The organism is Armatimonadota bacterium (genome assembly GCA_020354555.1).
GTDB lineage: Bacteria > Armatimonadota > Hebobacteria.
Genome location: CP070648.1, coordinates 3,770,501 through 3,793,107 on the forward strand (window position 1 = coordinate 3,770,501; position 22,607 = coordinate 3,793,107).

The window sequence follows — 22,607 nt, forward strand, 5'->3', positions numbered from 1 at the left end:
GCGAAGACGAACATGATCGAGCAAGCACTCATCCTCGCGGCGGGCAAGGGCACGCGCATGGGCAGCCTGACGGAGCGGCGCCCCAAGCCGCTGCTGCGGGTCGCCGGGACGCCGATCCTGGAGCACATCCTGCTTCGCCTCGCCGACGTCGGCGTCAGGCGGAGCGTGTTGGTCATCGGGCATCTCGGCGACCAGATCGAGCGCTATTTCGGCGACGGCGCCGGCGTGGGGATGGCGATAACCTATCGCACACAGGAGCAGCGGACGGGCACGGCGAAGGCCGCGCTTCTCGCGCAGGATGACCTGACGGCGGCGCCGTTTGTAATGAGCTTCGGCGACATCCTGTGCGCTCGCGCCAACTACAGGGGGCTGGTCACCAGCTTCGAATCGAGTTCGTGTGACGCGCTGCTCGGCCTCAACCCGGTTGATGACCCCTGGGAGGGCGCGGCCGTGTACCGGGACGGCGATCGCGTGACGAGGATCATCGAGAAGCCTCCGCGCGGGACATCCTCGACGAAGTGGAACAACGCCGGCGTCATGGTTCTGACCGCCGCTGTGTGGCCGGTCCTCGCGGGGCTCGAGCCGTCGGCGCGGGGCGAGTACGAGCTGCCGGTGGGCATTGGGCGCATGGTCGAGTCGGGATGCGACATCCGGGGCATCGAGTTCGATGGCTTCTGGTCCGACGTCGGCCGGCCGGAGGAGCTGGACAGGATCAACGCTCTCGCGGCGCGCGGCGCTCTCGACCTGTCCTGAGATGCGCGGCGCCGGGCCGCTCCGGCATCAGGTCAGCGCTGGAGCCCCATGAGGCGCTTGACGATCTCGATGCGCTGCACCGGGTCTTCGTGGTATGCGCTGCTCAAGCCGTCCATGAGCGCGCGCATGTCCGGGTCGCGCGTGTAGCTGTAGAGCACGTACTTGCCGCTGCCGAGTTCGAACCGCTCCAGCAGCCCGCCGTCTGCGAGCGCGCGCAAGGCGTCCTCGACCATCCTCGGATCGTGTCCCACTCGGCGGGCGATGCCCTCCAGGCGGTCCACGAAGCCGGGGTTCTGCTGGAAGAACAGCGCCAGCTCCAGCTTCACTAGATCGTCAATGCGCCCGCTTATGAGCCTTTCGATTTCGTCGCGCACTTGAGCCGCCCCGGGTGTCGTTCAACCGCTCGCGATCGTCGCTGTCCGCTTCCGCGCGGCGACCACTCCTCGCCGCATCGCGGCGGCATACCGCAATGACAGAGCATGATGGCTCGCCCACAAGCAGCTCGTTCCATGTGTATCTGCGACGATTGCGCTGTCGGTTCGACTCTCGCTCACACCTCGCGGCAATCGCGGCCCCCCGACGGCCGGTCGGCTTCGTGAGCGTCGAGATCATACGCTTCGACTCCCCGGCTTGACGAGCGCGACGCCTCGAGCGCACAGCGGGCATGAGTCGGGGGAGTAGTTCTCCACCGTGACGCGCGCCAGCGCCTCTATGCGCATGCCGAAATCAACGCCGCCGCTGCGGTCGAGAATCACGCCCGCGCCCACTACCTCGCCGCCGCAAGCGCGCACGAGTTCGGCGGACTCAAGCACCGAGCCGCCCTTGGTGATGACGTCGTCTGCGATGAGGACGCGTTCGCCCGGGGACACAGTGAACCCTCGCCGGAACGCGAGGCGATCGTTCTCGCGCTCCGCGAAGACGGATCTGACGCCGAGCTGGCGCGCGAGTTCGTAGGCGACCACGATACCGCCGAACGCCGGCCCCGCCACCACTTGAGCCCCGAGTTCACCCACGCGCAGTGCCAACTTCTGGCACAGCCGCTCGGTCTGCTCGGGGTATTGCAGGACCTGGGCACACTGGAAATACCGACCGCTGTGCAGTCCGGAACTGAGCACGAAATGGCCGTCCTGCGCGGCACCCGTCTCCTCCAGTATGCGCAGCACCTCGGCGTCCGTCATGAGCCGGCGAGCTCCTGTGAGATTCGCATTGCCGCTGCGGCCGGATCGGGCGCTTGCGTGATCGGCCTGCCGACCACGACGTAGTCGGCTCCGGCCTCCGCCGCCTCGCCCGGCGTCATCACTCGTTTCTGATCCCCGCGGCTGGCCCACGTCGGGCGCACGCCGGGGGTCACGACCAGGAAGTCGCTCCCGCACGCAGCCCTGACGTCGCCGATCTCCTGCGGCGAAGCGACGACGCCATCAAGGCCCGCCTCGCGCGCCGACAGCGCCAGCGCGACGACTTGCTCGCGCATCGGGCGCGCCACGCCAGCCTCTCGCAGGTCGTCGTCGTCCATGCTCGTCAGGACAGTGACGCCGACCACCCGCGGCCGCTCGATGCCCAACTCTTCCGCCTTGTGAGCGGCGGCGCGTACAGCGGCGCTCATGACCTCACGCCCGCCCATCGCGTGCACGTTGAACATGGCGACGCGCTGGGCGGTGATGCTCCCTGCGGCCCCGGCGACGGTATTCGGAATGTCCAACAGCTTCGCGTCGTAGAAGACCGGTCCGGCGATGTCGGCAATCGCCCGCAGCACCCCCGGGCCCTCGGCGCTGAACAGCTCGAGCCCCACCTTGAACACGTCCGCCAGACCCGCCAGTTTCTCCGCCACTTCCCGTGCTTCGCTCAAAGCGGGGAAATCGAGTGCGACGATTAGCTTCGGGCGGGAGCGCGCCATCTCATCGGCGATTATAGCACGCGGGACATCCCTTGGCAACGCGCCTCAGCGCGACATTACTGAGGCCGCGTCAGCTCCGCCAGCCGGGCGAGACATTCGCGGAACTGCTCGTCCTCGATGGCGTCATCCCGGCTCAATGCGGTGATGACGCGCAGCACCTCCGCGGTGCCCGAGTCCACATCTTCGAAGGGCAGAAAGCCGACGGAGGCGGTGGGGCGCCGCGGCGGAGGCAAGTGCGCGCCAGTGGGCTCGATAAAAACACTCGCACTTCCGAGATGGACGCGATACGTCGCGAGCCGCCCTTGCACGACGACGTAGCTGCCCTCCTCAGGGGCGGCGACGTTGTGCAACTCGAGGATGCGTGCGAGCTGACGCGCCAGCGCCCGGCGGAACTGCACCGTCTGGTCGGACGTGAATCCGAGTTCGCCCGCGGTCGCGAGTGACACGACGAGATCGGCATCGCGCATCGTCTCACTGTAGACGAGCGGAGGAACCTCCCCGATGGCAACCGGCTCCCCCCGCTTGCCGTCCGCCAGCAGCCGGTAGAACGCGACGTCGCCGGTTGTCACCGGCTCCGCGCGTCCCTCGCCGCCGAGGTGGTAATCGAGCTTGGGCCGGTCGCGCCCCCAGGTGAAGTGAGCCTGCATGCGCGCGTGGGGCCAGTCGCGACGGGCTTCGCCCCGACCGGGCGAGTAGCCTCTCGACCGCAGCAGCGCGAAGGCGCGCGGGACCAGAACCTGGTGTCCCGCGAACCTCGCGGACCGACCGGCGTTCGCCTCGTCCGGCAGCGGCCGGTAGACCTCGCGGAAACACTGCTTGAACGGTTGGACGATGCGCTCGTCGAAGATCCTGTGCTGCCAGGACTCCAGAAGCCCCGCGTTGAGCAGCTCCACGGGATGGGCGACCCGCGCCGGCCCGGCTGCGGCATCGCGGCCGAGCGCCACCTCCTGCCCCACCCACAGCACCAGGCGCTCGCTCAGGTCGTCGAACACCGGGTTCGACCGCAGCACGGTCAACTCCGACGCCGCATAGACCCGCGAGGTGACCATGGACTCCTCGAGGCTCTTGCGGAACTCCGCGTATTGCTGCGCGAGTTCGCGGCGCGCATCGCTGATCTCTTCGAAATCCGGGTGCTCGCGCACCGCCTTGGGGATCGTCTTGAGCGGCCCGCGCCGGCCATAGACCGTGACCTTCACTTTGCCATGAGCGGCCGACAGCCGGACCCGATAATCCCCGATATTCCACCATACTTTCGAGCGATGCCCCTCGAGGCCGGCGTCCGACCACGCGAGCGCCAACTCCTTGCGGCGTTCCAGTTCGCCGGTATCGGTCAGGCCGTGCCGCCGCGCGACGAGCATCAGCGCATCTTCGGCAGCGGCACGCGTCGAGCGATTGCCCCGCTTCTTGAGCGCGAACAGTTCCGCGACCAGCCTGCTTTCGTCGCCATCGAGCAACCCGAGCGCGCGGATAGCGCTCACCGTGTCGTCGTGCGCGCGCCGGATGAGCGCGTCCTCGTTCCGGCCGGCCAGCGCATCGGCGTAGTCGAGGTTGAGGCTGACGCGGGTGAAGCCCGGGCACAGGTGCGCCGACACGAACCTCTCGACCAGGACGTACCGCTGCGATTCGGCGGACACTGCTCCATCGTCGGGTGCGTCCCGCAGCATCTCCAGCGACCGCGCGGAGATCATCGGAGGCAAGCCAAGCAGCCACAGCTTTTCCACTGCGTCGGCGACCACTTCACTCGAGCGCGCGCACCACTCCACGAGCCAGTCGGGCGCTGCCACGGCGAGCGCCCACGCCGCCTGAGCGGACGTGCGCAGCCACGCCATCGCCTGCGCGTGCGCCTCCGCGTCGAGCGCCTCGCCAATCTCGCGATCGAGGTCGTCCCGGAGCAGTGACACCAAAGCCAGGGTCTGCGGCGCGAACGCCGACAACCGGCGACTCAAGTCCGGGCCGCGTTCGCCGAAATCAAAGCCCCACTTCGCGGCGTGAAGCGCATGCAAAGCCGAGGGATCGGCCTCCAACTCCTCGAGCGCGCGGAAGAAGTAATCGCGCCCGCTCAGCATTCGCAACCACCAGACATCCTCCCAGCGCCCGGCTCGATCCGGATCCGTCTGCTCGTGCGCGAGCCGCTGATACATGAGCCGGAAGTACCGGCTCCGGGTGAGCCCGAGGGAATCGAGCACCGGCTGATAGAACGGTGGCCCTGCGCGGCGCCCGCTATAGTGAGCGGGGTGGAACGCGCCCCCGCAGCGCGCGGCATCGGCGAACTCGTCGTAGGACAGTAGCCGGTGTTGCAGCAACTTGAGGAAGACGAGGAACAGGGCCGGATCCGGCTCGCGGTCCCTCGCAGCGTAATGGCGCGCGGCCTGAGATAGCCTCGGCAGCACGCCGCGCCACATCGCCAGGGTTGCGGTGGTGTCGGTGCCCACGAGCGCGAGGACGCACTGCTCTCCGCGGCGTCTTTCGTGCCAGGGCAGGTCCTCGCCTCGCGCGGCCGCTTCGCTCCAGGCCGCTACCGCATCCGAAAGACCGTCCGGCCGTTGCAGACGCCGGCCGCCGAGCAGCGCCGCCACCGGTCGCCACAGCGCCACCGCCGATGGCGTGGGCGGACCGAGCAACAGGTCCGCCGCGCTCTGCTCCCATCCCGCCGCCTCGCGGTCGAGACGCGAGATCAGCTCGTCGAAAGCGTCCAGCAGCCGCGAGCGCACCTGCGTGCCCGAGGCGCGCCGCATCCAGTCCTGCACGACGGTCGGCATGGCGCGCTGCCAATACGAGGCAGGAAGGCGCATTTCGTCGAGGGCGTCCTCGATGATGGCCTGGGCCTTCTGCCACTTGGAGCGCTTGCGTTGTGTCATGGCTGCGGAGTGCGAAACCGGCGATATCGGGATCGGACTTGCCCGGCGCGGACGCGCGTCACGTCGCCGTCACGGCGTCTGGGGACGCGCGCCTGCAACTCACACCTCGCGGAGCGGCGTCGAACTCATAAACTGCTGCGTCTCGTCCATGCCCCTGATGCCGGCGGTAGTACCGATGGCCAGAGTGCAGAGAGCGCCGACAGCGTTGGCGAAGCGCGCCGTCTCGCGCAGATTCCATCCTTTGACCACGCCGGCGAGGAACCCTGCCGCGAACGCGTCACCCGCCCCAGTCGCATCAATCGGCGATACCTCGTAGGCAGGGACGCGCAGGGCCTCGTTGCCGTTCGCCACATAGCATCCAGCCTCGCCCATCTTGAGCGCCACCACGCCCACACCGCGTGCGAGGAAGAACTGCGCGACGTCCTCCGGCGTGTCGACGCCGCTGAGCATGCGCGCTTCCTCGATGCTCGGCAGGAAGTAATCGACATGCTCGAGGCACGGCGCGAGCGCTTTCATCCAGCGGCCGGTGCCATCCCAGACGGTGTCGAGGCTGGTCGTAACGCCGCGGCTCTTGGCGTGCGCCATCAACTCCGCCGTCGGTTCACCGTCCAGCGCCGGCATGAGCAATGCGCCCGCGACGTGAAGCACCTTGGCGCTCGCCACGCGGTCGAGGTCAACGTCCTCGGAGCGCAGCGTGCCGTTGGCGCCGATATAATGGATGAAGGACCGCTCGCCGTCCCCATGCACGAGCACCATCGTGCTCGACGTGTTGGCCGAGTCGTCGCGCACGATGCCGCCGGCGTCCACGCCTTCGCTGGCCATCGCGGAGAGGAAGAAGTCGCCGAATCCGTCGTCGCCGACCTTGCCGATGACGCTTGCCGGGATGCCGATGCGGCTCAGCCCGATCGCCGTGTTGCCCGCGCAGCCGCCACTGTGGAGCTCGATGCGGTCAACCAACACCAGCCGGCCGCGCTCGGGGTATCGCTCCACCGGCCGCGCGAGGACGTCAGCTACCAGGATCCCCAGGCAGACTACCTCCGACATCGTCCTGCCTCTCCGACCGTTCGTACTTGCGCAGCAGTTCCAGGAGCGCGTTATTCGCCACGAGCGCGACAAAGCCTGCCTCGACGAAGCAGAGCACGAGCGCCGATAGTCCGACCAGCACCGGGATCGCCAGGAGTGCCGGCAGGACCGCGACGAACGTCCACAACACGAGCGCGCCCGCCACGCCGAGGGTGTATCCCGGGTTGTCGAGGGTGAGCAGCACGGAGCGTTTCATCGCCGTCAGCGGCCCGCATCCCTGCTCGACCAGGAGCGGGTAGCAGTAGAGCATGGCGAGCGCGAACATGACGACGACGTAGCCCCAGACGACGCCGATGACGCGCCACCACGGTCCGGAGACGACCTGGAGATAGAAATACACGTTGAAGGCGCCGAGAGCGAGTATCGCCAGGAGAACGAGGACGAGCGCGAGACTGCCCGCGGAGTAGCGTGCGAGCGCGTCGCGGAAATCGCGCAGGGACACGTCGCCGTGGGCCATACGATTGGCAAGGCGGAAGAGCATGGCGTTGCCTGCCGCGAGGGTCAGCACGGTCGTCAGCAGGCCGCCGACGGCCACCGCGGGGTTGAGGGCGAGGCGGCCGAGCAAGCCGAGGGGCAAGCCGAGCAGAATCACCCAGATCACGTTGACGGCGACGAACAGCCCGAGGTAGAGCCACGCGTCGGCAATTGACTTGCGCAGCGCGCGCATGACACTGGGGTGATGCGCCGCGGCTTCGCCCTGGCTGTCGGTATCGGCGCGATCATCGCTCATGAGCGCGCGGTTGCCCCTGCTCCCTGCGTAAGCGCCCGGGCTACATGCTCTCCGGGGCCGAAACCCCGAGCAGCCGCAGCACGTTGCGCAGCGTGATCAGCGCGGCGCCCACCAGCGTCAGCCGCGCCGCAGTCAACGCCGCGTCATCGCCGAGCACCCGACAGTTAGTGTAGAAGACGTGGAACACGCCGGCCAACTCGGAGGCGTAGCGTGTCATGCGGTGCGGCTCATAGCGCTGCGCGGCCACGGAGACTTCGTCCGGGAAGTCGGCGAGCTTGCGCATCAGGGCCAGCTCATCCGACTCCCGCAGCAGTGACAGGTCGGCCTGCGCGGGATCGGGCAGCGCGACGCCCTGCTCCTGCGCGTTGCGCAGGATGCTGCTGATGCGTGCGTGGGCGTACTGCACGTAATAGACGGGGTTCTCGGCGGTCTCCTGCTTGGCCAACTCGAGGTCGAAATCGAGGGGGCTGTCGGAGGAGCGCATCAGGAAGAAGTAGCGCGCAGCGTCGGCGCCGACCTCCTCGGTCACCTCCTCGAGCGTGATGATTTCGCCCGCGCGCTTGGACATGCGCACCATCTCGCCTGCGCTGAACAGCCGGACGAGCTGGTGAATGATGATGTCCAAGTTGTCGGCGGGGTACCCGAGCGCCGCCGTCGCCGCCTTGGTGCGCGCCACGTAGCCGTGATGATCCGGGCCCCAGATGTCAATCAGCCGGTCGAAGCCGCGGTCGAACTTGTTGCGGTGGTACGCAGTGTCGGCCGCGATGTAGGTCGGCTTGCCGTTGCCCCGCACCAGCGCCCGATCCTTATCATCGCCGAATGCGGTCGAGCGCAGCCACAGCGCGCCCTCGGACTCATATGCATACCCGCGCTGCTTGAGCAAGTCGAGCACCTCGTCCACCTCACCGCGCTCGAACACGGAACTCTCGCGGAACCAGTTGTCAAACGTCACGCCGAACGCTTCCAGAACGCGCCGGTGATCCTCGACGAAGCTCCGCTCGGCAACCGAGGCGAACGCGGCAAGCCGCTCCGCCTCGGGCATGGCCAAGTACCGGTCGCCCTCGCGCTCGATGATGTCCTGGGCCATCCGCGCCAGGTACTCCCCTTGATAGCCGTCTTCCGGCACGGCTTTGTCTTGCCCCAGCGCTTGCCCGTACCGCGCGTCCAGGGATGCCGCCAGCTTCTGTATCTGCGTGCTGCTGGCAGCGTCGTTGACGTAGTACTCGCGGGACACGTCATAGCCGCGTGCTTCGAGCAACCGCGCCAGCGTGTCACCGATCGCCGCAGCGCGCCCCTGTGCGACGGTGAGCGGCCCCACGGGGTTCGCGCTGACGAACTCGATGAGGATTCTCCGACCGGCGCCCTCAGCGCCGCCGCCGTAGCGGTCGTCCAACGAATGCACGGCGCGCACCACTTCGTCCAGCCAGGTCGGCTTGAGGTGGAAGTTGATGAAGCCGGGGCCGGCGATCTCGGCCTTCTCGACGATGTCGTCGAGCCCGGACAGCCGCTCCAGCAGAATCGCGGCGACCTCGCGCGGCGGTCGGCCCTGCTCTCCAGCCGCAGTCATTGCCAGGTTGGTGGAGAAATCGCCGAACCTCGGATCCGGGGGCGCAAGCAGCTCGATCTCGGGTTGCGGCGCCGAGCCCAGTTCTCCAGCCTCAATGGCGGCGGCGAAGGCCTGAGCCAGCGCCTCGCGCAGTTTGTCCTTGATCATGACCGCTCTAGCCTGGGCTATTCATACTACGCTCAAGGAGCGTGCATCTCACATGCGATGCGTGCGCGCGGAAACACTGCGCGCCAGCTCAGCGCACGTAGATGGGATTCGAAAGTATCCAGGGGCGCAGTTCGCCGACAAGCTGCACGTAGGCCTCAACTCGATAGACGCCGGGCTGCGAGATCGGCCATGTCGCGCGGCGACCCGTGATCTCGCCGCACTGCTCGCCGTTGCGGTAGAGGCGCACGACAGCCTCGGCCGGCAGCGCGGCCTCCAATGCAAGGCCGGGCGCGCAGGCCGTCTCCTGGCCCATGATCGCCACCGGGCGGTCGTCCTTAACCGCCGTGAAGCGAAAGCCCTCGGGGTTGGCGATCCAATCGAACGCCACGTAGCAGCGGCCGGCGCGCAGGCCGGCGAGAAACTCCTGTGGAGTGAGATCCTTGGCGAGAACGAACGTGCCGACGTGTCCCATGCTGGCATCGTACGGATCGAGTTGCAGCTTGAACAGCACGTCGCCGGGCTGCGCGTCGGGCCGGACGACGCCGGGGAAAGGCACTGCCGCCGCGTCGAGGACGGCGATCTCATCGCCGAGGAGTTCCTCGACGCGCACCTTGCCGTCCTCGGCGGCCTTGAGCACGATTCCCGTATTGCTGTGCGAGTCGGGGGCGGCAACGCCGGTGAGCGGGTACTTCTGCGTCATCTCATCGAACCGGCGCAGATACAGGTCGGGGCGGAAGGCTATCGCCGCCAGGGCCTCGCGCGGGTAGGTCTGAAACGCCTGCACCAGGATCATGAGCCGGGCAACGTCCTGCGCGCTGCGCGGCGTGATGACCTGGAAGATGCCGGGGGCCTCGTACGCCGCCGCGTGCAGGTTGTAGATCTCCATGCCGGTCACGCCGGTGAGGTCGAAGTCCTGATGCCCCTCGATGTGGGACAGGAAGGTCGTGCCTCCCTTCGATTCGACGAGGTCAATCAGATCCTGAAGCGTCGTCGGCGCGTCAATGTCAATCGAAGTCGGCGTGTAGATGAGGAGGCCGCGCGCCTCCGAGCCCGGGAAGAACAACACGCCGTCGTGCATGCCCGAGAACCCTTCGGTCAGCACGTCCTGCTCCTGGGAACGATGGTCGGTGAGCATAACGACGTCGGTGCCGGACGCGTGGGCCGCCGCAACCATTTCCTCGAGCGTGCCTCTACTATCGTGCGAGAGGTAGGAATGGGAGTGGATAACCGCCCGCAAGTCCTTGTACTGATCTCCCGTCTCGACCGGCGTCAGGGTCTCGGCGAGGTCCTTGACCTCCTCGCGCAGCGCAGTGAGCTTGCCGAGCTGCAGGCGCTCGAAGACGGTGTCGGTGTGGTCCGCAGTGACGACGCCGCAAACGAGCACAAGCGCCGCAACCGCAAGGGCGAATCTGGTCACGTGGATCTCCTCCTCGATGCGAATTACCACCGCCCGAACGGGAACAGGCCGAGGTGCAGCCAATCCGACAGATAACCGGCAGCCGACCAGGTTGCGATGAAGCCGAGGGCGACCTGAACGATGCCGACGTTCCACAGCCTCGCCAACCCGCCGGCGTGGTATGAAGGCCGTTGCTGATAGCGCGACAGCAATTGTCGCGCGGCGCGGATAGCGCCTTCGAGCTGTCGCCGACTGGGCGGCTTGGTGGTCAGGAATCGCTGGATGCCAGCCCCGACCCCGCGCCAGATCAGATAGACGACGATCAAAAGCATACCGAGTCCGGTGATGGCGCCGATGCTGCCGAGGTAACTCTCCATAGACATGATGAGCGAGCCGCCGGCGAACACGATGAAGACGAGAGCCATGAGGTTGGTGCCGCAGCGCGGGTGTACACGTGGTTTCCTGGCTACGGTGTCGATGGTGAGTTCCTCACCTTCTTCGATGGCGTGAACCACCATGTGCTCGGCGGCGTGCGTGCCGGTCAGTGGCGCGAGGCGCAGCAGGATGAAGAAGATCGCAAGTTGCAGGCCAAGGATCAGCAGACTGCCGAAACCGGCGATGCCGGCGCCGGCATAGTCCCGGTTCACGGCGACCTCCTGCGCGATAGTCATGGCGAAGATCGGCCAGCCCAGCCACGTCTCGATCCCGAGCGCGATGAGGTTCGTTAGGAAGCTCGCGGCCAGGAACATCAGCACGAGAGCGACGCCGCTCAGAAACAGGCCGATGTCGCCTACCCCTCCGCGCGTGTGCCCTGTGGTAAGGAAGACGCCGAGCGGCGTCGCCAGGCCGCCCACACGCGGCGGGCTGGTGACGCCGAACAGCGCGGACATGACGTCCGCCCGCGTCACGACTCCGCGGAAGGTCCCGGCGGCATCAATCACCGGCAGCACGCGCAGGTCGGATGACGCGAACAGGTCGCGCGCGTGCGCCAGCGTCTGCCCGCCGTACAGAGCGACGATGGGGACGGACATGGCACGGCTCACGGGAGTCGTGCGCAGGCTCTCGACATTGCCGCGGGCGGCTTCCTGCGTGAGCAGGCGCATGATATCGCCCTCGGTGACCATGCCGAGCAGCTGCCCCGAAGCGACGACGGGCAGCGCCGAGAGCCCCGCCTGACGCAACGCTTCGACCGCCTTGCCTAGGCCGTCGGTGGCATCCAACGTGCGGCAGGGATGGGCCAGTGTCTCGATTCTCTGGTCGCCGAGCGATTCCATGGTGTGCGTGCGCTCCCGCGTCCGCCGGGCGGGTTCCGTTCGTCCTTGCTAAACCTTACTCATTATGATAACATGATTCAGTTCCACGGGGAAAGACCACCTTCCACGGCCTTGCTGGAAACCGGCAGGGCTGTGGCTTTTCAACAGGAGACCGCCATGGCACAGCGCTGCGCCGTCTGCGGAAAAGCGCCTCAAGTCGGATACAACGTGAGCCACTCCCACGTGCGCACCAAGCGCCGCTGGTTGCCCAACCTGCAACCAGTGAAGACCGCCGGACCCAAGGGAAAGAAGACCCTGCGCGTCTGCGCGAAGTGCCTCAAGGCGGGGAAGGTCAAGCGCGTAGTGTAAACCGGGCTCGGGCGCTGCCATAAGCCGCGCAGACCTCGGAACCACCCTCACCGACTCCGGTGAGGCTTGGCTTCACCTCCGGCCTCCCCCCAACGGGATCCCGCGAGCGTCTCAGTTGCTTCGCAGATAGCCGAGACCCTCGAACAGCCCGGACTCCGTGGGTCGCCATTCCACAGGCGTGGTGCGGGCCGGGGGGCCACAGCCGTACGCAGCCCACGCAGTTCACCTCAGGCGGTCGTCGGTTACCGGCGCCGCGGGGAGGGCTGACGTGTTGCCGCAGCGATGCAGGCGCGCACTTCGGAGTCGCTCAACTCGCGCGATTCGCCGCGCGGCAGACCGCCGAGCCTGAGCGGCCCGAATCCCGTCCGCTTCAATACTACGACGGGATGGCGCACTTTCGCCATCATGCGCTTGACCTGACGCTTGCGTCCCTCGTAGATGGTGAGTTCGACGATGGCTTCGTCGTTCTGCCGGTCAATGAGCCGCGCCTTCGCAGGCGCCGTGAGGCCATCTTCCAGCTTCACGCCCGATCTCAGACGCTCGAGATCGCCGTGCGACGGTACCCCTCGCACGCGGGCCAGGTACACCTTCTCTATCTCCTGCGAAGGACGGGTGAGAGCGGCGGTGAGGTCGCCGTGATTCGTGAGCAGGAGCAGACCCTCCGTGTCGGCGTCGAGCCGTCCCACGGGATGCGTCCCGGGCGGCGCATCCGGGATCAGGTCCATGACGGCGCGCCGTCCGAAGCGGTCCGACACCGTCGTGAGGTAGCCCTTCGGCTTGTTGAGCATGAAGTACGCGTGGGCCACCGATGCCACCGGCTGCCCGTCAACGGCAACCGTCTGGCGGCTCGGATCGGCCTTGTCGCCCAATGTGGCCACTTTCCCATCAACTGTCACGCGCCCGGCGGCGATAAGCTCCTCGGCGCTCCTGCGCGAGGCGACGCCCGCGGCGGACAGGTACTTCTGAAGGCGCATAGGCCTTCCACTACCTTGTTCGTTTACGGCCAAGGTGGGGACTCCTGGGGATCCCGCACGCTCCGCGCATCGCGGCGCTCACGCCCGGTTAATCAACTCGACGCCTGTGCCAGAGGAAAGCGCGCCTACTGCGGCAGTATGTCGGAACGGGGCTCTCGCTGCGCAGGTGTCAGCCGCACGTGGATACGCCTGGTGCGGTGCTTCTTGGTCGCCACGGAATAGCCACGTACGGCGATCACGGCAGCGACAAGGCACAGCATGGTCCGGCTCATCCCAAGCCAGATGCTCGACAGCAGCGATCGCGGGATCGTCTCGCCGGCGAGCAGATCCACCGCCGCCAGCTCTGTGTCGCCGGCGACGAGGACCATGCGGCCCATTTGTTGTCCCGCGCGTACCGGGGCTCCCAAGCGCGAGCGCGACAGGTCGATGCGAGGCATGTAGCCGTAGTCCTGCCGGCTCCACTTCGGCAGTACGAGCATCAGGCTCGCGGAGGGAACGAGAGGCACCCGTGGGCTCTCGCCTCCTTGCACCTCAACCGAGGCCACCGGTTTACCGCGCTGGGCGAATTGCAGCGCACGGAAATTGTCAAAGCCGTAGCCGAGCAGTGCTTCCGCCTCCGTCCACAGATCGGGGCTGTCGAGCAGTACGGCCATCAGTCGCCATCCATCACGCGTCACCGACGCGACGAGGCACGGGCCGGATTCCTTCACGTAACCCGTCTTCACCCCGTCGGCGCCGGGCATGAGACTCAACAGCCTATTCTTGTTCGCCAGGCGTCGCTCACAATCCTTGCCCGGCCAGGGAATCGTGCAGCTCTTGGTGCTGACGAGATCCGCGAACCGTGGTGAATGCATCGCCTCGCGCGCCATGAGGGCGAGATCGCGCGCGGTGGAGAAATGCTCGGCATCGTACAGCCCGTGCGGATTGGTGAAATGCGTGTTCGTCGCGCCTAGTTCGCGCGCCCGCTGGTTCATCGTGTCCACGAAAGCCCGTTCGCTGCCCGCCACCGCCTCCGCCGCGGCCACCGCGGCATCGTTCGCCGACTTCACCAGCACCGCGGCCAACAGGTCATCAAGGCGCAGTCGCTCGCCGGGGTCCAACGAGATCGAGCTCTGGGGCGTTTCGGCGGCCCGCTTGCTCACGCTGCACACCGCGTCGAGCTGGCCCCGCTCGATGATCAGCAACGCGGTCATGATCTTGGTTGTGCTCGCGATGGAGCGCCGCTCGTCGGCGTTCTTCTCGTACAGCACCTGGCCCGTCTCGGCGTCCACCAGGATGGCCGCCGTCGCCTCGATTCTAGGTGCGTCCGCGCGCGCGTGTGCGGCCGCCGCGCATGATGTCGTGATGATTGCTGCGACTAGTGCTGCGATGCCTGCTCGCAAAACGCTCCTCCTCTCGCGTGAGTTATGAAGCCTGCGGGTCGGACAGCGGCGTCTCATCGCGAGGCTCCGCCGCCTGCTCCTCGCCGCCGCCGGTGTTTGCTTCGACTGGCTCCGACGCCTTCCCTTCGGGGGCGGATCCTTGCTCCGTCGGCGCTTTCCGGTCGTCCGCTGCCCCGTCGTCTTCCGCCGTTTCCCCCATGACCTCCGTCGTCTGCGCGTCGTGTTGTTCCGTTTCCGACCCCGGCTCGTCGGCTTCCGCCTCGGCGGGCTCCGTCTCCGCGTCGTCCTCTTCCGTCTCCACCTCGTCCTGCCGCCCGAGACGATCCAGGTCGGGCAAGTCTTGCAGCGAGTTGAGTCCGAAGTGCGTGAGGAAATTCTCGGTGGTGGCGTACTGGATAGGCCGTCCGGGGCTGCGCCGGCGCCCGCATTCGCGGACCAACTCGTGCTGGAGCAGGGTCTCCATCACCCCATCGACATTGACGCCGCGGATTTCCTCGACCTCCGGGCGCGTGGCGGGCTGCTTGTACGCGACAATCGCCAGCGTCTCGAGGGCGGCGCGAGAGAGGCGAAAGCGCTTCGGCTGGAGCAACTTGGCGACCAGCTCGCCGTACTCGCGCCGCGTTACCAACTGAAAGCCGCCAGCAACGCTGGCAATGTGCACGGCGCGCCGCTCGCAGTCCTGGCGCAGCAGATCGAGCGCTGCGTTGACCTGCTCCGGCGCCTCGCCCGTCAACTCGCACAGATCGTCGAGACTCAGCGAGGCGCCTGACATGAAGAGCAGGGCCTCGACCGATCGCGTCAGCCGCGCCACATCGTCATCGCTGCGGTCGTCGGCATCCGCTGCGGCCCCAGATTCGGTTTCAGTCCTTTCCATTAGCATGGATCCAGATCGCTCCGAACGCGTGCTTCTGCACGACCCGTATAAGCTGCCGGCGCATCATCTCCAGGATCGCGAGAAAGGTAACGATGACCTCGAGCTTGGTCACGACTTCCGGGAACAGGGCGACGAAATCCAGCCCCTCTTCGCCGGCGTCGCGCAGGCGCGCCGCCACCTGGGCGACTTTCATGGCGACGGTCACGCGCGGCCGACGCAGCTCCGCGACGGGAGTATCCTGCGCGCGCGCGAGCACGTGCTGCAGCGCCGACCACAGGTCGAACGCCGTGGCCGCGTTGAGCATCAGGTACCCGCTGCTCTCCTCCTCCTCGCCCAGCAGCGAGCGGCTGAAAACCCAACGCTGGATCTCGGCGCGCTCGCCGAGGCCGGCGGCGACCTCCTGATACTTCCGGTATTCGAGCAGACGCTCCACCAGCGCGGCGCGTGGGTCCGGGCCCTCTTCATCTTCCTCCGGCACCGACTCGCGCGGCAGCAGCATCTTCGACTTGATCTCCAGCAGCGTCGCCGCCATGACCAGGAATTCGCCGGCGACCTCGAGGTTAAAGGACTCCAGCATGGTCAGATAGTCGAGATACTGCGCGGTAATGCGCGCGATGGGGATGTTGTAGATATCAATCTGGTCGCGGTCAATCAGGTACAACAGCAAGTCGAGAGGGCCCTCGAAAACGGGGAGCCGAACGGGGTGGCCGGTGAAGTGCGTGTGTATCTCGGGCTCAGTCTGCGGCTTGGGAGCCGTGATCATTGCTGCTCTCCGTGCTGCGATTTGGCTGCGGGTTGGTCTGTTGCTCGACGCCGAGTTGTGTCGTTCTTCCGTTACTCCCTCGCGGTCGTCTTCTCCTGCGGCAATTTCATCGCCTCGCGCACCAGGGCCATTGTGCTGCGGGCGACGCGGCGCGCCCTCTCTGCGCCTTCGTGCAGAATCTCATCTACGAGGCCCGGCCGCGCCTCGATTTCCTGCCGACGTTCTCGAATCGGGGCGAGCGCGGCGATGATGGACTGCGCCAGCTTCTCCTTGCACTCGACGCAGCCGATCTGCGCGCCTTTACATTCCTGCTCTATCTCGCGCGTCACGTCGGTCGCGGTGTAAATCGAGTGATACGTGAACACCGGGCAGATATCCGGGTGCCCCGGATCCGTGCGATAGGCCCGGCTCGGATCCGTGAACATGCCCTTGACCTTGGCGCGAATGGACTCCGGATCCTCGGCGATGTATATCAGGTTGTCGTAGGACTTGCTCATCTTCCGGCCGTCGAGGCCGGGCAGCACAGCGTGCTTGGTAACCTTCGCTGCCGGCTCCGAGAACACCTCCCCGTAGAGGTAATTGAATCTGCGCGCGATCTCACGCGTCAGTTCCAGATGCGGGAGCTGATCCTGGCCGACGGGCACCGTATCTGACCGATAGAGCAAGATGTCCGACGCCATGAGCACGGGGTATCCGAGCAGCCCGTAGCCGGGCGCCGCGCCGTGGAGGTCATCGACTTTCTCTTTGTACGTCGGCACGCGTTCGAGCCAGCCGACGGGCGTGATCATGGACAGCAGGAGATGCAACTCGGCGTGCTCGCGCACGTGCGACTGCACGAGAATCGTCGAGAGCTCGGGGTCAATGCCCGCGGAGATGAAATCAACCGCCATCTGGCGCACGCGCGCGGCAAGCTCCGAAGTGTCCTCGTGGTCAGTCGTGAGCGCGTGCAGGTCAACGATGCCGCAGTAGAGTTCGTACTCATCCTGCAGCGTGACCCATGAGCGCAGCGCACCCTCCAGGTTCCCCAAATGCACGGGCCCGGTGGGGCGCATGCCGCTGAATATGACCCCTTTCTTCAACCGTACCTCCCAGTGCTGACGCCGGACGCTGCGCCCACGACGGCCGTTCTCCGCGGTGACGCCGCATTCCGCATCGGCGCGCCGCGCATTATAGCACAGCCGCCGCTTTGTCAGCAACTTTGCCGCGAGCAGCCGCTTGGTCGCCCGCCATGCCGCACCCCCGCCTGCACGGCGGCATTCACTCGCCCGTGCGCCGACGGGTTCAGCCCGCCAGCAGCGATTCGTACAGCGCGAGCAGCCGGCCCGCCATTGCCGCGGCGGAGAACGCCCGGGCTGTCTCGCGCGCCGCCGCACCCATATGCGCCAGCCGGTCCGCGTCACGAAGCAGGGAGACAGCGGCGGCGGCCACAGCGCCGGCGTCGTGCTCGACGATCACGCCGTTGACTCCATCCCGCACCAGCCCCGTGACCGCGCCGCTCCGCGCAGCGATGCACGGCGTTCCCGCAGCCATTGCCTCCACGACGACCAGGCCTTGCGTGTCGGTGATGGACGGAAACAGCAGGGCATCCGCATCCGCGGCGCACCGTATGGCATCCTCGCGCGGGAGAGTGCCTGCGAAGCGCACCGAGTCCGCAATGCCCAGTTCCACTGCCATGGCGCGCGCCTGCGCGTCCCACGCCCCCGACCCCACGACGAGCAGCATGCACTGCGGCACCTGCGCCGCGACGAGCGCGAACGCGGCCAGCATCAGGTCGATGCTTTTCTCTTTCGCGACGCGCCCGACGTACGCGAGCAGCGAAGCCTGCGGCGGTATTCCCCAGCGCTCGCGGGTCGGAGTGAGGCGATCGGGGGCCGCGAGTTCCAGGTCGAGGCCGGTTGGTATGACCTCGATGCGCGAGGTCACGCCGTCGCGCCGCAGCATGTCGCGTATGCCGTCTGAGGGCGCCACGACGGCATCGCAGCGCTGTGCAAAGCCCCGACTGATGCGCCGCGCGAGGAACCTCGCGAGCGGCCGCGGCAAAGGGACATAATGAACGTATTCCTCGTACACGGTGTGAAAGGTGAACACGAGCGGCCGGCGCAGTTTGCGCGCCACCCGCCTGCCGAGGCCGCCAGCGAGAAACGGGCTGTGGACGTGGACGACGTCCGGCTCTCGGCCGCGCAGGCGCGACGCGACGCGGGACCACCACGGTATCATCAGGGGATAATCGGGGCGCCACGGCGGTGTCACGGAGCGGAGTCGGAGCATGCCGTCGGTTATGTCGCTGTAGCCCGCATACCGCGGCGCGACGACGGTTACTTCCACGCCGAGCCGCCGGAGTTGCTCCGCAAACGTATTCACCGAGACCACCACCCCATTGACCGTGGGGAGATAGCACTCGGTGAACATGCACACTCGCATAGGAGTGCCATCCAGAAGGCGCCCCCAGCGAGCGCCCGGCGAAAGCGACGGAAGGATAGCACAACGCGGTGCTCAAGTCAATATGCGAGCAGGAGTTTGATGCGCGCCCAGGAAAGCTGTACCTGTCGCTGCAATTGTCGCACGTCGCTGTCGCACTCGTCCCTATCATTGCCTCGATCCTGACCCGTAGCCTGTATCGTGGCCGTACGGAGTGGGTCTGTGTCGCCATGGTGAGGGCGTACCGCGACGGATTGCTGCGGGCGAGTGCCGGGCTCTTGCGGGCGGACTCTACAGCTGCACGATGCTGTCCTCGAAGTAAACGCGCAGGCCGCTGCATACGTCACGGATCATGCGGGAATGCGCGACGAGTTCGGCGTAGGGCAAGCGCGAGTGGTCGGTGACAATCACGGCGCAGTCGCCAGCGTCAGACGGCATTGTTCGCTGCCGCGCACGGGAGTGCCATCGCAATCGCCCCGCGCCGACAGCGAGCAACCATCATTCGATCCTCTATCCGGTTAGTCGGGCACAGACACCTACCTTCGGAATCAAGAGGCGGCTACAGTATAGAGAAACCGCAGAGTCGGGTCAGTTGCTCGATGGACCGGGGTGTGACTGCGGAGCTTTGGTATGCGGCCTCAGCTCCGCCGGGCGGCTCTGCGAGCCGCCTAGGCCCAGCCGAGGGCGGCTGGGCCACATCCGGTCGCGCGGCCCAGCCACCAACGAAAATCGGTCACACCGATGGACCACACGTCAGCGCACGTTGTTCTGCGAGGGCACCGCGTAGGGGGCGACCAAGCGGTCGTTCCCCTGCTGAAGGTTCGCGCGGACCGCGTCGTCGGGCGTGACTCCGGCTTTCTCCAGAGCGAGGATTGCGGCGCCGATGACCGGCTCCATGGACGGCACGATCACGTCAGCGCCCGGCACCTGCGCGCGAATCTTTTTCGTCGCGAGGTCGAGGAGCATTGCGCCTCCGGCCTTGTAGACGCCGCCGCCGAGCACGACGTCACACTCGCTCCCCTCCAGACCCACGCGGCGCAGCATCGCCAGAGCAGCGAGAGCCGTCTCCTCGGCGACGCGCTCGGCTATCCCACGGGCGACCGTATCGCCGGTCGCGGCTGCCTCGAATACGAGCAGCGTGAGGCGCCCTAAAGCGGCGGAGGGAATCTGCCCGTGGTTGAGCTGTCGCGTCAGGCCATCTATGTCGGGGACGCCGAGACGATCGAGGACCATCGCGGTCAGGGCGGTCGGCTCGCCCCGCCCGTCGTGGGCGCGAAAGACGCGGTGCATCACTTCGGAGCCGATGGAGCCGGCGCCGCCCCAGTCGCCGAAGAGGAATCCTTCCCCCGGCAGGCGGCAGTCGCGGCCGTCGGGCGCGAAGCCCGCGGCATTCATGCCCGAGCCCATGATGACGACCGCGCCGTATCCGCGGCGGCTGCCCGCGGCGAACGCCGCGCGCGTGTCGTTGTAGACGATCACTGCGTCGGCCACATCAAGCGCGCGGACGGCCTTGGTCAGCATGTCGAAGTCTTCGGGGAAATCCGCCCCCGCCAGGCAGAAGCACCCGACGTGCGCCCGCGCCGCGCCAGCCGCATCCACAGCGCCCCGACATGCCACGCCGATTTCAGCCATGGCGGCCTCGAGTCCAGGCCCCTCGTAGTTCCCGCAGCCGCCGCGACCGAAGCCCACCACGCGGCCACGCTCATCCGCCGTGACTGCGAACGTCTTGCTCCCACCACCGTCAACGCCGAGGATGATCACTGCGACCCCACTTGCTATGCGAACTGCGGCAGATACTCGTGATGCGCCTCCAGGAGCGCGTCGAGAAGCGACTCGGCGACGCTGAAGCAAGGCACCAACGGGTGGTTCGTGAGCGCCAACAGCGCGGCCCGGCGATCACCTGCCACTGCGGCGTGCACGGTCAGTTCCTCGTACGCCTTCACCGCCTGCACCAGGCCGCGCACGTCGAGCGGCAGCTCGCCGACCGGCAAGGGATGGGCGCCGTCGGCACTCACCTGCGCCGGGACCTCGACCACCGCCTGATCGGGCAGATCAATGATGCAGCCGGCGTTGACGACATTGACGACGTGCCATTCGTCCTTATCGTTGTGGATGGCGCTGATAAGCGCCATCGCGGCCTCCGAATAATGGGCGCCGCCGCGCTTCTCGAGTTCCTTGGGCTTGCTGGTGAGAGCTGGGTCGCGATACATCCGCAGCAGGTCGGCCTCGACCTCGGCCACGGTCTCACCCCGCGTCTGGCCGGCGCGCAATTGCTGCTCCACGACTTCATCCGTGAAGTAGTAGTAGCGCAGATAGCCTGAGGGAATCATCCGCAGCGTGCGGATGAGCGCCGCCTCTCGGTCGTTGTGCCGGGACGCCGCCGCCTCCAGAGCGCGCTCGGTGACGTCCTCGCCGCGGACGCGTACACCGCGCACCCAGGACAGATGGTTGAGGCCGAAGTAGTCGAGAACGACATCCGACGGCCGTGCGTCGAAGTGCTGCGCCAGCTCGCGCTGGAGACCGATAGGCGAGTTGCACAGGCCGATGACCTGAGCGTCGCTGTAGCGACCCAGCGCCTCGGTGATGATCCCGGACGGGTTGGTGAAGTTGATGATCCAAGCATCGGGCGCGAGGCGCGACGCGTCGGCCGCGATATCGAGCATGACCGGTATCGTCCGCAGCGCCTTGGCGAACCCGCCGGGGCCCGTGGTCTCCTGGCCGACGACGCCGAACTTGAGGGGGATCTTCTCGTCCTGGATGCGCGCCGCGAGCCCGCCGACGCGGATCTGCACGATCACGTAGTCCGCATCGGCGAGCGCTTCCGCGCGGTCGGCCGTGACGGTCAGCTCGAGGCCGCTGCCCGCCGCCTCGATCATGCGCTTGACGAGGCCGGAAACCGTGTCCAGCTTTTCGCGGTCAATATCCATCAGGGTCAGACGGGCGATGGGCAGTTCATCGCGGCGAGCAATCACCCCCTCGACGAGCTCCGGGGTATAGGTGCTCCCGGCCCCTATGACACACAGCTTGACACCGTCCATCATACACCTCTGCAGCTATTCTACGACGCACGGGTTTCGGCGTCACCGTCAGGCGCAAGCACGGCGGCATCTGCCCGAACCTACGGCTGAGTAGGCTGGTACAGCGAGGGGCCTGACACGGGTCGAGCGTTGCTGCAGCGAAGTAGGGCGGCGCAGGCCACACGCGGCCGATCGCTTGGCCGTAGAATGATTCGAGGCCAGGTGTCGCAGCTCCTGGCCCCGATCCACGTCATCGTTCGACCATCCGCGCGGGCCGACGGCGCCGCGGCACGGAGGCACGTGCGCCGCGTTACCTGCGGCGCACGAACGCAGGCACGTCCAAGTCCTGCGGCTCGGCCGGCTCCTCGGGCACCTCCTCAGCGAACGCTTCCACGACCTTCTGCCCGGTTTCGGCGTGCGGCTCGAAGCCGGTGGCGATGACCGTCACGCGAACGGCGTCGCTGACGTCCGGGTCAATGACCACGCCGAAGAGGACGTTGGTATCCGGGGTGTCGGAGGCGCTGGCGACGATCTGCGCGGCTTCCTCGACCTCAGACAATGCGAGGTCGGGCCCACCGGTGATGTTGAACAGTATCCGCTTGGCGCCCTCGATTGAGGATTCGAGCAGCGGACTCGATATGGCGGTCTGCGCGGCCTCGGCCGCGCGGTGCTCACCGGTCGCCTCGCCGATGCCCATGATCGCGGTTCCCGCCCCCGACATGACGGCGCGGACGTCGGCGAAGTCGAGATTGATGCGGCCCGGGACAATGATGAGGTCGGAGATGCCCTGCACGCCCTGCCGCAGGATTTCGTCCGCCTGAGCGAACGCCTCGTCGAGGGTGGCGTGTTTGTCAACGATGCCAAGGAGCCGGTCATTGGGAATGGTGATAAGCGTGTCCACCTGCTCCTTGAGCGACTGCGTGCCGCGCTCGGCGACGGCCATGCGCCGGCCGCGCTCAAAGCCGAACGGCTTGGTGACCACGGCAACGGTCAGCGCGCCCAACTCGTGGGCCACCTCGGCTGCCACCGGGCACCCGCCGGTGCCGGTGCCGCCGCCCATACCCGCGGTAATGAAGACCATGTCCGCGCCCTCGAGCGCGTTCTTCATCTCCTGCCGGCTCTCCTCGGC

21 protein-coding genes are annotated in these 22,607 nt (G+C 67.1%); 2 read left to right on the top strand and 19 right to left on the bottom strand.

Features of this window, described 5'->3' with window-relative positions:
* The first annotated feature begins 12 nt into the window (after nt 1–12).
* Complete coding sequence (locus JSV65_15385) at nt 13–753, top strand: NTP transferase domain-containing protein (protein UCH33924.1); 741 nt, start codon at nt 13–15, stop codon at nt 751–753.
* Nucleotides 754–785: 32 nt separating this feature from the next.
* Here JSV65_15385 and JSV65_15390 read toward each other — a convergent pair whose 3' ends face one another.
* The 9 genes from JSV65_15390 to JSV65_15430 form a co-directional block, all read right to left on the bottom strand.
* On the bottom strand, nt 786–1,127 hold the full coding sequence (locus JSV65_15390) for a hypothetical protein (GenBank protein ID UCH33925.1): 342 nt from the start codon (nt 1,125–1,127) through the stop codon (nt 786–788).
* A 234-nt stretch (nt 1,128–1,361) separates the two neighbouring features.
* Nucleotides 1,362–1,931 carry an orotate phosphoribosyltransferase gene (locus JSV65_15395; protein ID UCH33926.1) on the bottom strand — a complete coding sequence of 190 codons (570 nt, stop codon included), beginning with the start codon at nt 1,929–1,931 and terminating at the stop codon, nt 1,362–1,364.
* The gene (pyrF, locus tag JSV65_15400; protein ID UCH36805.1) at nt 1,928–2,647 is read right to left on the bottom strand and encodes an orotidine-5'-phosphate decarboxylase; all 720 of its coding nucleotides are present in this window, start codon (nt 2,645–2,647) and stop codon (nt 1,928–1,930) included. Before pyrF ends, JSV65_15395 begins: the two co-directional genes overlap by 4 nt.
* A gap of 56 nt (nt 2,648–2,703) precedes the next feature.
* Nucleotides 2,704–5,505, bottom strand: a complete 2,802-nt coding sequence (locus JSV65_15405; GenBank protein UCH33927.1) for a DUF4132 domain-containing protein — start codon at nt 5,503–5,505, stop codon at nt 2,704–2,706.
* Nucleotides 5,506–5,604: 99 nt separating this feature from the next.
* A complete protein-coding gene (locus JSV65_15410) occupies nt 5,605–6,549 on the bottom strand; it encodes a sugar kinase (GenBank protein UCH33928.1) in 945 nt (314 codons plus the stop codon).
* Nucleotides 6,512–7,318 carry a hypothetical protein gene (locus tag JSV65_15415; GenBank protein ID UCH33929.1) on the bottom strand — a complete coding sequence of 269 codons (807 nt, stop codon included), beginning with the start codon at nt 7,316–7,318 and terminating at the stop codon, nt 6,512–6,514. The genes JSV65_15410 and JSV65_15415 overlap by 38 nt, the downstream gene beginning before the upstream one ends.
* A 40-nt stretch (nt 7,319–7,358) precedes the next feature.
* Nucleotides 7,359–9,032: an arginine--tRNA ligase gene (locus tag JSV65_15420; protein ID UCH33930.1), complete on the bottom strand. Its 1,674-nt coding sequence runs from the start codon at nt 9,030–9,032 to the stop codon at nt 7,359–7,361.
* Nucleotides 9,033–9,120: 88 nt separating this feature from the next.
* Nucleotides 9,121–10,449 (bottom strand): hypothetical protein, encoded by a 1,329-nt coding sequence (locus tag JSV65_15425; protein UCH33931.1) that lies wholly within the window; start codon nt 10,447–10,449, stop codon nt 9,121–9,123.
* 23 nt (nt 10,450–10,472) lie between these two features.
* Nucleotides 10,473–11,702: a DUF1385 domain-containing protein gene (locus JSV65_15430; GenBank protein ID UCH33932.1), complete on the bottom strand. Its 1,230-nt coding sequence runs from the start codon at nt 11,700–11,702 to the stop codon at nt 10,473–10,475.
* A 156-nt stretch (nt 11,703–11,858) separates the two neighbouring features.
* Here JSV65_15430 and JSV65_15435 point away from each other — a divergent pair, with 156 nt between their 5' ends.
* Nucleotides 11,859–12,050, top strand: a complete 192-nt coding sequence (locus JSV65_15435) for a 50S ribosomal protein L28 (GenBank protein UCH33933.1) — start codon at nt 11,859–11,861, stop codon at nt 12,048–12,050.
* A gap of 242 nt (nt 12,051–12,292) precedes the next feature.
* On the opposite strand, the gene JSV65_15440 is transcribed toward JSV65_15435, so the two are convergent.
* From JSV65_15440 to ftsZ, 10 genes are all read right to left on the bottom strand, one after another.
* Nucleotides 12,293–13,024 carry an rRNA pseudouridine synthase gene (locus JSV65_15440; GenBank protein UCH33934.1) on the bottom strand — a complete coding sequence of 244 codons (732 nt, stop codon included), beginning with the start codon at nt 13,022–13,024 and terminating at the stop codon, nt 12,293–12,295.
* A gap of 125 nt (nt 13,025–13,149) precedes the next feature.
* On the bottom strand, nt 13,150–14,406 hold the full coding sequence (locus tag JSV65_15445; protein UCH33935.1) for a D-alanyl-D-alanine carboxypeptidase: 1,257 nt from the start codon (nt 14,404–14,406) through the stop codon (nt 13,150–13,152).
* Between the two features lie 22 nt (nt 14,407–14,428).
* Nucleotides 14,429–15,280 (bottom strand): SMC-Scp complex subunit ScpB, encoded by an 852-nt coding sequence (gene scpB / locus JSV65_15450; GenBank protein ID UCH33936.1) that lies wholly within the window; start codon nt 15,278–15,280, stop codon nt 14,429–14,431.
* A complete protein-coding gene (locus JSV65_15455) occupies nt 15,267–16,043 on the bottom strand; it encodes a segregation/condensation protein A (GenBank protein UCH33937.1) in 777 nt (258 codons plus the stop codon). The genes scpB and JSV65_15455 overlap by 14 nt, the downstream gene beginning before the upstream one ends.
* Before the next feature lie 71 nt (nt 16,044–16,114).
* On the bottom strand, nt 16,115–17,122 hold the full coding sequence (gene trpS, locus JSV65_15460; GenBank protein UCH33938.1) for a tryptophan--tRNA ligase: 1,008 nt from the start codon (nt 17,120–17,122) through the stop codon (nt 16,115–16,117).
* 202 nt (nt 17,123–17,324) lie between these two features.
* The gene (locus tag JSV65_15465) at nt 17,325–18,464 is read right to left on the bottom strand and encodes a glycosyltransferase (protein UCH33939.1); all 1,140 of its coding nucleotides are present in this window, start codon (nt 18,462–18,464) and stop codon (nt 17,325–17,327) included.
* Between the two features lie 288 nt (nt 18,465–18,752).
* A complete protein-coding gene (locus tag JSV65_15470) occupies nt 18,753–18,899 on the bottom strand; it encodes a hypothetical protein (protein ID UCH33940.1) in 147 nt (48 codons plus the stop codon).
* 315 nt (nt 18,900–19,214) lie between these two features.
* The gene (locus JSV65_15475; GenBank protein UCH33941.1) at nt 19,215–20,222 is read right to left on the bottom strand and encodes a kinase; all 1,008 of its coding nucleotides are present in this window, start codon (nt 20,220–20,222) and stop codon (nt 19,215–19,217) included.
* Nucleotides 20,223–20,236: 14 nt separating this feature from the next.
* Nucleotides 20,237–21,499, bottom strand: coding sequence for a 6-phospho-beta-glucosidase (locus JSV65_15480; GenBank protein ID UCH36806.1), 1,263 nt, complete (start codon nt 21,497–21,499; stop codon nt 20,237–20,239).
* A 289-nt stretch (nt 21,500–21,788) separates the two neighbouring features.
* The coding region (gene ftsZ / locus JSV65_15485; GenBank protein ID UCH33942.1) for a cell division protein FtsZ at nt 21,789–22,607 on the bottom strand (819 nt) is incomplete at its 5' end.